The organism is Borborobacter xinjiangensis, from assembly GCF_047739745.1.
Taxonomy (GTDB): Bacteria; Pseudomonadota; Alphaproteobacteria; order Rhizobiales; family Rhizobiaceae; genus Pseudaminobacter.
Window position 1 is genome coordinate 39,162 of the sequence record NZ_JBLLVA010000030.1, and the last position, 9,147, is coordinate 48,308.

Sequence of the window (9,147 nt, forward strand, 5' to 3'; positions counted from 1 at the left end):
CCGCTATCTCGTGATGCCCTTGGTCTGGTTGAGCGCCCGCATCTGGCGCTCGGCAATGATGTCCTGAGCCTTGTCGGCGCGAACGGCATTCTGCAGCACCTTGAGGCGGGGCTGCATGGCCTCGAAGATCTTGCGCTGCGCCGCCGGCACCCGATCGATGACATTGGCCTGTCCCCGGCCAATCGCGTTCGGCCCGAACCGCCTGTCGAGCGCTTTACTGACGGCTTCGAACTCCGCTCTGACCGTCGCGTCCAGAGAACGGACAAGCTTCGTTATGTCCTTGGGTGACTTTTCGGCAGCGGCCGTCAAACGGGACAGCTCGGATACCGCCCGCGGCGACAGGCCAGGCACCGGCACGCTCATCCGTTCCCGATCGGCAGCAATGGCCGCCTTCTCAGCGTCGAATGCGTCCTGCCAGGCGTTGCCTACCGCAATGACCCCGGCGGTAACGCTCCCCACGGCGGCGACCGCCGCCTTGCGTTCCCGGCCGGTGGCCATGAGCCGATCCATGACGCGATCGGAACCACGCAACGGACCATAGGCAGCAGGATCATTTTCGACGGCACGCGCAATACGCTGCGGCTCGATACCTTTCGCGACCAGATCCTCGATCATCGCGAGCGCCGCAGCAGGATCGCGCCAGACGCGCTGGGCGGCCTCGGCAAGCGCTGCGCGCTGCTGCCTGTAGCGGGGAACCTCCAGCGCACGTGGCTTGGCCTCATCAGCGACAGTTGCCGCGAATTCGGTGACAGCTGCGAGCATCGGCAAGGCCGGTGGCCTGGACATCTCTGGAGCCTTGGCCGGATCGTAGGCCACCGGTGCTGCAATCCGCGACGGATCGCGTCTCTCGGCCAGATATTGCAGTTCGTTGAAGCGGCGCACGGCCGCAAACAGCGTCGTCAGCTCTTGCCGTTTCGCCTCTGACACCCCCTCGGGCATGCGCGCGACCATCTGCTTTTGGGCATACTGGTCGGCCTTCTCGGTAAAGGCGCTCCAGCCGAAACGGGCGGTCAGCGCTTCGCCGACGGCCTTCATCTCCTGCACCAGCGAACGCTTGTCCGAGGCATAGGCGAAGGCGGTCTTGTAGGCGCCCTCCCCGCTCTTCTCGCGCACCGCCTCGATTTCATTGAGCCGCGCCACGGCATGCGGCGACAGCGCTGGAACCGAAAGCGCCATGGCGGCGCGGCGCGCATGTTCGCGGTTCTCATACGTGACCCGGTCACGCTTGAAGTTGTCGGCGTGACTGCGCGCCAGAGGCTCGAGCTCTGCGACAGCGGCAACGGCCTTTGCCCGTTCCTTCCGCGCTATCTGGCCGTCGACCAGGATATCGCTGCCGCGCATGACGCCGAGCATCGAGGGACTGCGAGCAAGATCTTCACCGAGCCGCCGTGGCTCGACATCGAAGGCCGATGCCTGGGCGTTGAGCCGAGCGAGGGCAGCGGCAGGATCGCGATAAATGCGCTCGAGCACGGGCAGCAAGATTGCCTCGCGCTCTTTCCACCGTGCCGACGCCAGATGTTCCATCCGCGCGTCTTCTTCCAGCGAGCGGACAAAATTTGCCTGCGGCGCGAGCAGATATCGCGTCTCTTCGGCAGCCGCCCCAATCTGCGCGGGGGCAATTCCACCGACATATGCCGGATCCACCGTTTTCGCGCGAACCGCCTGATCGTCATAGGAGACGCTGCGCTCCTTCTCGATCGCAAAACCGAGCGCGACGCTGGCGCGCTCCCAAAGTCGGGCCAGGCGATCACGCTGCGCGCCAATCCACGACAGGTGCCGTTCCACCCCCTGCTCCATTCCGGCAGCAAGCTCGATGGCATGATCCATGTTGCGACGGCGGGCGAAGTCGACGATCTGTGCCTGGTAGCCCGCTTCGGATTCGTAATCCAGCGTGGTCGACTTGGCGCCGGAGCGAGACAGCCGCTCGACCAACTGCCTGAACAGCTCCGGGCGATGGCTTTCCTGCGCGAGCCGCTGCTGTCGGGCTTCCGCCGTCTCGACCTGCTTTGCGGTCCAGACACTGCGCTCGACCTCACGTTCCTCAAAGGTCTTCTTGCCGGTTTCGGAATCTACGACGGGCACCTTAACCGTGACTTTCTCAACACCGTCCTTGCGCAACGTGACGGTGTCGCCGATCCCGACGCCGCCTTGTCCCATTGCCCTCGGCAGGCTTACACCCCAGAGGCGATGTACGCTCCCGTCGTCTGTTCTCACATCTGCATAGGGGCTCTCTTTTGCGTCCTCGTCATTCGGACGGAATTTCGCTTCTCCGGTTTCGACCAGTTCGCCGGTGACACCCGCTGCGTGATCGACGCGCTGCGTCCTGCCCCATTTGTCGCGCGGCGCAAAATCCTCGTGCGCCAAATAGAGATCGGCGCGATGGCGATGCCGCGACATCGCCACATAGGCGAGATGCTGATCCATCATGCCGGTGGCGAGCACGAGCGTCCGGTCGACGGTCGACCCTTGAGATTTGTGCACGGTCGCCGCATAGCCATGGTCGACATTGCGATAGGTCTCCTGGCCGAAGGTTACCTCTCGGCCCGCATCCAGCTTCACCGTGAGCAGGGTCTCGCCGCGCTCGTTCGTCGTGCGAACGACGGTGCCGAGCATGCCGTTCTTGACGTGCTGCACGGAAAGATGCTCGGCACGTTTCTCAAAGAAGCGCGCGTTTTCGAGGAAGATCAGTCGGTCGCCAACAGCGAACTGCCGCACACCGCGGTCGGTCTGGTATGGGCGTTCCTCACCAAGCGCACCCTGCTTCCGCATCACGGAGCGGATCGCATGGTTCAGCTTTCCGACATCGTCATTGGTTTGCGCCAGAACCAGCAGTTCCGAACCGTTCAAGGCGCGGTTGTCGGATTCGGCCTTCTTTCGGTAATCCTCCCTCGCCTGCCCCCAATCCTCGACGATCCGCTCGATCACCGCATCGCGCGTTTCGAGCTGGACGATGCGGTCGTGCTGCGCATAGGCATCAAGCGCCTCTTCAATCTTTCCGCGTGCGAACAGGCGAGAGGCATCCCGCGCCCACTGCTCGCGCTGGCGGCGCACACCGGTCAATTCGGCAAAACCGATGCGTTCGACAATCGCCCGGAATGCCGCGCCCGCCTGGATCGGCTGGAGCTGCATCGGATCGCCGACCAGCACCGCTTTTGCGCCGGCGTCTTCCACGATTTTGAGCACGCGCGCCAATTGTTCCGACGACACCATGCCCGCCTCGTCGATGACCAGCACATCGCCCTTTTGCAGCGTGTCGCGACCGTCCGCCCACCCCAGCTCCCATGAAGCAAGCGTGCGCGATCTGATCCCCGAACTTTCTTCGAGTCCTTCTGCCGCCTTGCCCGCGAGCGCTGCGCCGATGACGCGACGGCCGTCTATCTCCCAGGCAATGCGCGCCGCATCGAACAGGGTCGATTTGCCCGCACCGGCCAACCCGACCACGGCGGATATGGCGCTGTCACCGGTAACATGCCGAACCGCATCGACCTGTTCGGCGTCGAGCCTGAACGGCTTTTCCGGATCGCGGCTTTCGACCACGAGAATGGCGTCATCGACCTTTTCGGACGTAACCTTGAAGCCAGATCGACGCGAAAGCTCCTGCGCCGACTGCGCCATATCGAACTCGGTGCGCAGCATAGCGCGCGTGGTGAACACCGCAACGTCGCAAACCCTTCCGGTGTCCGGATCGATCTGCTGCGGCTTCAGCGTCACCAGATCCGACGACGCCATCAGTTGCGCGCGGATGTTGGCGAAGACGGTGGGATCGTCGACATAGCGATGCAGCGCCCTGGCGATTTCCCACTCATCGAATGTCGAGCGTTCACGACTGAGCTGCTTCAACAAAAGACCCGGTTCGTCGGCAAGGCGGTCGGCCATTTCCTGCCGACGCGCCAGAGCGGCGGGAGCAAAATACATCTCCCTGCCCTTTCGGGCCAATGCCGCCTTTGCCGGGCCGAGATGGCTTTGGGCGATGCCGTCGAGCCCCTGCTCGGCATAGGCACGACCGTCCAGACGGATATCGTGGCCGGCAAGCGCCAGATGCTTGTTAGCCGTCTCCGCCCAGCCAATCTTCCAGACCTTCATCGTGTCCTTGTCGCCGGCCCACAGCCGGTAGACGATCTTGCCCTTCGGCCGATCAGGGGTCACGACACGCAGCGGCTTGCCGTCATCGCCGAGAACCGCGACCTTCTTCTTGCCGAAACCGTCATCGGTCAAAGGCCGCAAGGTGGTCATCAGGTGGATATGTGGATTGCCTTGCCTGTCGTGATAGACCCAGTCGGCAACCATGCCAGCTGACGTGAGGTTGTCGCGCACGAATTCACGCACCAGGGCAATGTTCTCCGCCTTCGACAGCTCCTCCGGCAGCGCGAAGATCATCTCGCGGGCAAGCTGCGCGTCCGCCCGCTTCTCGAACGTATCGACGGCATTCCACAGCACCTCGCTGACGCCGGCAATCGTTCGACCGTCGATGGTGCGGAGCCACGCCGGCGTTTCGTCCGGCAGCGCCAGCTCCTCATGCACAAGCTCGGCCTTGCCGCCCTCATAGCGGAAGCTCATGCCGGTCTGCTCTTCCTCCATCCTCGTACGATGGCGATAGGCGGCAGCCGAGACGACACTGCGTCCCGCTCCCCGACTGATCAGCTGTGCCCGTACGAACATGATCGCCATGCGATCCAGAACCTCTTCAAGCCAAGTCGCGTTCCGCGACGTATATTGCGCCCTCGAACAGATCGGCCTGCCAAGACCGATGCCGCTTCTCGGGATGCGCCCTTGCGGGCGCAGACCAAAAATGAGCCTCACAGCTTGATGGAAACTAGCACCTTTTACTATGCGTTTCCATACTGTATGATCGCCGCGCAAAGAAAGGCTTCCGGAAAGGAAAAGGCGGATAATGCGTGCTAAAACATCGATTTCAGAGATTGACGCCCAAATTGAGAAACTCCGCGAAAAACGCCGTGGAATTCTCGCAAAGGCCAATGAGCGCTTCGCGCGCGCGGCCGCCAAGGCGGGCCTAACCGAGATGGACATTCCCGACAACGAGCTCGACGCCGTCTTCGAGGAGATCGCCGCGCGATTTCGCAAGGGGGCCAAGAGGCCTTCAGGCGCATCAGCTTAAGCGCCTCGATCGGCGCATTCTGGCCCTGGAGCGAAGGCGGCGGCAGACGATGACAGAGGATCGCAAGAAGGACGCGCGCGAGAAGATCACGCTCGGCGGCTTGGTCGTGAAGGCCGGGCTGCGACAGGCCGACCGCGCATTTTTGCTCGGCGTGCTGCTGGAAGCTTCGACCGTGCGTGTCGGGTCAGCCGAGCATCATCGGCTGAAAGCAAAAGGCGGCATGGCCTTCCAGCGGGATCGGATGAATAGCGCGGAAACGGCGAAGGCCGGAACCGCCGCAAGTGATGGTTCTGAGAACTCCACCGGTGACTGAGCGCCAGCGAGAGGATGCCGGAGATGGCAGGCAAGTCCAAACTGAAGCCCGCGTTGCTATGGGCAATCGTGCCTGCGGCGGTCACAGCGATCACGCTGATGATCACATCGTACAGGTGGCAGGGAATGGCTGCGAGCTTCTCGCCTGATCACGCCTACTGGTTCCTGCGCTCCGCGCCCATTCCCAATCTGCTTTTCGGTCCGATCGCGGGACTGATCACCGTGTTCGCGCTGCCGATGCATCGCCGCCGGCCGGTGGCGATGGTCAGCTTGATCTGCTTTCTCGGGGTCGCCGGCTTCTACGCTTTGCGTGAATATGCGCGCCTCTCGCCATCTGTCGAGAGCGGTGCGGTGACCTGGGACGAAGCGCTGTCCTATTTCGACTTCTTCGCCGTCATCGCCGCGGCCGTCGGTTTCGTCATCGTGGCGATTTCGGCGCGGATATCGGTCGTGGTGTCCGATCCGGTGAAGCGTGCAAAGCCCGGAACCTTCGGCGATGCGGATTGGCTCACGATGTCGGCGGCCGCAAAGCTGTTTCCGCCAGACGGCGAGATCGTCGTCGGCGAGCGCTACCGCGTCGACAAGGAGACGATCCGTGACGTGCCGTTCGATCCATCAGATCGCGAAACATGGGGCAGCGGCGGGACCGCACCACTGCTCACCTACAAGCAGGATTTTGATTCAACCCATATGCTGTTCTTCGCCGGATCCGGCGGTTTCAAGACGACCAGCAATGTCGTGCCGACGGCGCTGCGCTATACCGGGCCATTGATCTGCCTCGACCCATCGACCGAGGTCGCACCGATGGTGGTCGAACACAGGACGCAAACGCTCGGCCGCGAGTGCATGGTCCTTGATCCGACAAACCCCGTCACGGGTTTCAACGTCCTCGACTGGATCGAAACCTCAAAACACAAGGAGGAGGATATTGTCGCCGTCGCCCATATGCTGCTGTCGGAAAGCGCGCGGTTCGAATCCTCGACCGGCAGCTACTTCCAGAACCAGGCGCACAATCTTCTGACCGGATTGCTCGCCCATGTCGTGCTCTCGCCGGAATATGCCTGCCGACGAAACTTACGCAGTTTGCGCCTGATCGTTTCTGAGCCGGAGCCGTCGGTTCTCGCCATGCTGCGCGATATTCAGGAGACATCGGCATCCGCGTTCATCCGCGAAACGCTCGGCGTCTTCACCAATATGACCGAGCAGACGTTCTCCGGCGTGTACTCCACGGCATCGAAGGATACGCAGTGGCTGTCGCTCGATGATTATGCCGCCCTCGTCTGCGGTCGATCGTTCAAGTCGAGCGATCTCGTCGCCGGCAAGCGGGACGTGTTTCTGAACATCCCCGCCGCCATCCTGCGGTCATATCCGGGCATTGGCCGGGTGATCATCGGCTCGCTGATCAATGCGATGACACAGGCCGATGGCGCTTTTCAGCGCCGGGCCCTGTTCATGCTCGATGAGGTCGATTTGCTTGGCTATATGAGCGTTCTCGAAGAGGCGCGCGATCGCGGCCGCAAATACGGCATCACCTTGATGTTGATGTATCAGTCGGTTGGACAGCTCGAACGGCATTTCGGGAAAGACGGCGCGACGTCCTGGATCGATGGCTGCGCCTTCGCCTCCTATGCCGCGATCAAGGCGCTCGAAACCGCAAGGAACGTCTCGGCGCAATGCGGCGAGATGACCGTCGAGGTTCAGGGCAAATCCCGCAATGTCGGGTGGAGCAATTCCAACAGCGGGTCGCGGCGGTCGGAAAGCCTCAACCTGCAACGCCGCCCTCTGATCATGCCGCACGAAATCACGCAGCACATGCGCAAGGACGAGCAGATCATCATTGTGCAGGGCCACGATCCGATCCGCTGCGGGCGAGCGATCTACTTCCGGAGAAAGGACATGGATGCGCAGGCCAGTCCGAACAGGTTCGTCAAGACTGCCGGCTAGTTTTTGGCCGGTACCGGTCGAATGGATCCAGCCGGCCAGATCGGGCGCGCGTGATCGTCAAACACGCGCCGCGCTATCCGTTCATGCTGGCCGACGACATCACCCGCCGCATGAACAAGTCTTCGCTCGCGAATTTGCACTTTGGGATGCGAGCCCGGAAGCGCACCTCATCGCAGCGGCAACATTCGGGGTCGGGGTCTCCGGCATCGCAGCGATCAAGGCGATCGCGCTGATGATGGTCAGCGAACGGTGGATTCCGTTTGAGAGCCAGGACGAGGGCATGCTGCTTCACGCGCTCACGAAGCGTGATTCCATATTCGTGAAGGGACTGCGTTACAATTTGCCGCCGACACAGCTGATGGCGAGCGTCGTGCTGACCCGTGACGGGGGGCAGCCCATCGCGAGACCCTCGAACTGCTTGTCTCGGAGAGCGGGATGGATCCCTGGATATGGGACATTGCGGAGGGACCAATGCTTGATCTTCCTCTGTAAGCGGTGCCTGGAAAGCCGTCCGCAGTGGACGGCCTCGTAGTCGCGAGAGGATCGTCACGCGTCTGCGCAGAGACCGCTTGCGGGCTCCGGGAGCGCCGATCGTACGGTGCGAGTAGAGCCGTCCCCGAATGGGCTCGCCCAAGATCGTCCTAACCCGGCGCCTTGGGTCCCTTGGCCGGAGGGGCTACTCTCCCTCGTTCTTGATACAGCCCGATTTGGACTACGCGCGCATAGTCGCAGGGCAAGACGTTGGTCGAGGAATGGCTTGCTCATCATGGCGTGGACACGACAGAACTGGTGAACTGATCCATCACCAAATGAATCGGTTGCACGCGCCCGATTCAAAGAAGTCGTTGGACCTTGAAAGCGAAGAGCGCGACCCTGTCCCTATGATCATGCAACCCTATCAGCTTTACGTGGAGCGGATGGATCCCGCGAAGAACATGGCCCGGTTTTACGCCATGTCGATCGAGGCGACCTTGTTCGGAGACGTCTGTCTGACCCGCAGATGGGGACGCATCGGCGCGCGTGGCCAGGCCATGCAACATCATTTCAACAAAGAGGAAGACGCCGTGCAGCTCTTCCTCGAGCTGCTGCGCAGCAAACGCGTGCGCGGTTACGGCCCGCAAACGCGCGGCCAGCCGCATAGTCGCCGGGCTCGGCGAACCCCATAGGCCGGTCGATCCGGCCTATGAGGTTACGTGTCAGGCGAAAGCCTCCTAGAAAGGAGGCTCGGCGTTCATCAGCGCCTCTTGCTCGGCCCAGATGACTTCACGCTCGGCAAGAGCGAGTTCCAGAGCGGCCTCGATTTCGTGACGCTCGTCGCGGTAGACAGCGTTGCGCAGCTCGGCACGCAGTTCCTCAATGTGTTGATCGATCGACATGTCGCCGTCTCCCTGATGTTGGTGAAAGACGACGTCGGCTGTCATGGCAGAGCGGACGCGCCAGGAATCGCGCAAGCGACCGGCTGAGCCGGCGAGTGGGGGAGCCGAAATGCGCCAGCATTTTGGGGAACCGCGAAGTCCTTGGGGCTTTCGGATCGCCATGGCAGGCTCGGACGATCTGAGCACACTCCCGCCCCTTCGGTTGGCGGCAGAAAGCCCGGAGCAGGCTCGATGCCTGGTTACGGCTTCTCCATGCACACGAGGAACCCCGCCTGTGCGGCTGGGTCCTCTGTCTGGGGCGATCAGTCCCGGTTAGGGCGGGACCAGATCAGCTGCAGGCCTTCCTCGCCTTCCACCTCGATCAGGGTGGCGTAGATCGGAGCGGGGAAGCTCGGGTCG

8 protein-coding genes are annotated in these 9,147 nt (G+C 62.4%); 5 read left to right on the forward strand and 3 right to left on the reverse strand.

Features of this window, described 5'->3' with window-relative positions; translation table 11 throughout:
• Nucleotides 1-3: 3 nt before the first annotated feature.
• The gene (gene traA, locus ACLKMW_RS22360; protein ID WP_415726742.1) at nucleotides 4-4,668 is read right to left on the reverse strand and encodes a Ti-type conjugative transfer relaxase TraA; all 4,665 of its coding nucleotides are present in this window, start codon (nucleotides 4,666-4,668) and stop codon (nucleotides 4-6) included.
• A gap of 223 nt (nucleotides 4,669-4,891) precedes the next feature.
• Between traA and ACLKMW_RS22365 the strand changes: the two genes are divergently transcribed.
• From ACLKMW_RS22365 to ACLKMW_RS22385, 5 genes are all read left to right on the forward strand, one after another.
• Nucleotides 4,892-5,116, forward strand: a complete 225-nt coding sequence (locus tag ACLKMW_RS22365; RefSeq protein ID WP_415726743.1) for a TraC family protein — start codon at nucleotides 4,892-4,894, stop codon at nucleotides 5,114-5,116.
• A 49-nt stretch (nucleotides 5,117-5,165) separates the two neighbouring features.
• Nucleotides 5,166-5,429, forward strand: coding sequence for a conjugal transfer protein TraD (locus ACLKMW_RS22370; protein ID WP_415726744.1), 264 nt, complete (start codon nucleotides 5,166-5,168; stop codon nucleotides 5,427-5,429).
• A 23-nt stretch (nucleotides 5,430-5,452) separates the two neighbouring features.
• A complete protein-coding gene (traG, locus tag ACLKMW_RS22375) occupies nucleotides 5,453-7,372 on the forward strand; it encodes a Ti-type conjugative transfer system protein TraG (protein ID WP_415726745.1) in 1,920 nt (639 codons plus the stop codon).
• Nucleotides 7,329-7,904 (forward strand): DUF1173 family protein, encoded by a 576-nt coding sequence (locus ACLKMW_RS22380; protein ID WP_415726746.1) that lies wholly within the window; start codon nucleotides 7,329-7,331, stop codon nucleotides 7,902-7,904. The genes traG and ACLKMW_RS22380 overlap by 44 nt, the downstream gene beginning before the upstream one ends.
• Before the next feature lie 349 nt (nucleotides 7,905-8,253).
• Nucleotides 8,254-8,538 carry a WGR domain-containing protein gene (locus ACLKMW_RS22385; protein ID WP_415726750.1) on the forward strand — a complete coding sequence of 95 codons (285 nt, stop codon included), beginning with the start codon at nucleotides 8,254-8,256 and terminating at the stop codon, nucleotides 8,536-8,538.
• 45 nt (nucleotides 8,539-8,583) lie between these two features.
• On the opposite strand, the gene ACLKMW_RS22390 is transcribed toward ACLKMW_RS22385, so the two are convergent.
• Nucleotides 8,584-8,748 (reverse strand): hypothetical protein, encoded by a 165-nt coding sequence (locus tag ACLKMW_RS22390; protein WP_415726747.1) that lies wholly within the window; start codon nucleotides 8,746-8,748, stop codon nucleotides 8,584-8,586.
• A gap of 302 nt (nucleotides 8,749-9,050) precedes the next feature.
• On the reverse strand, nucleotides 9,051-9,147 hold a 97-nt coding region (locus ACLKMW_RS22395), incomplete at its 5' end, for a DUF736 family protein (protein WP_415726751.1).

What these genes read in the sequence shown, in the direction of transcription:
- traA (WP_415726742.1), bottom strand. Translation starts at nt 4,668, where the DNA reads ATGGCGATCATGTTCGTACGGGCACAGCTGATCAGTCGGGGAGCGGGA.
- ACLKMW_RS22365 (WP_415726743.1), top strand. Translation starts at nt 4,892, where the DNA reads ATGCGTGCTAAAACATCGATTTCAGAGATTGACGCCCAAATTGAGAAA.
- ACLKMW_RS22370 (WP_415726744.1), top strand. Translation starts at nt 5,166, where the DNA reads ATGACAGAGGATCGCAAGAAGGACGCGCGCGAGAAGATCACGCTCGGC.
- traG (WP_415726745.1), top strand. Translation starts at nt 5,453, where the DNA reads ATGGCAGGCAAGTCCAAACTGAAGCCCGCGTTGCTATGGGCAATCGTG.
- ACLKMW_RS22380 (WP_415726746.1), top strand. Translation starts at nt 7,329, where the DNA reads ATGCGCAGGCCAGTCCGAACAGGTTCGTCAAGACTGCCGGCTAGTTTT.
- ACLKMW_RS22385 (WP_415726750.1), top strand. Translation starts at nt 8,254, where the DNA reads ATGATCATGCAACCCTATCAGCTTTACGTGGAGCGGATGGATCCCGCG.
- ACLKMW_RS22390 (WP_415726747.1), bottom strand. Translation starts at nt 8,748, where the DNA reads ATGTCGATCGATCAACACATTGAGGAACTGCGTGCCGAGCTGCGCAAC.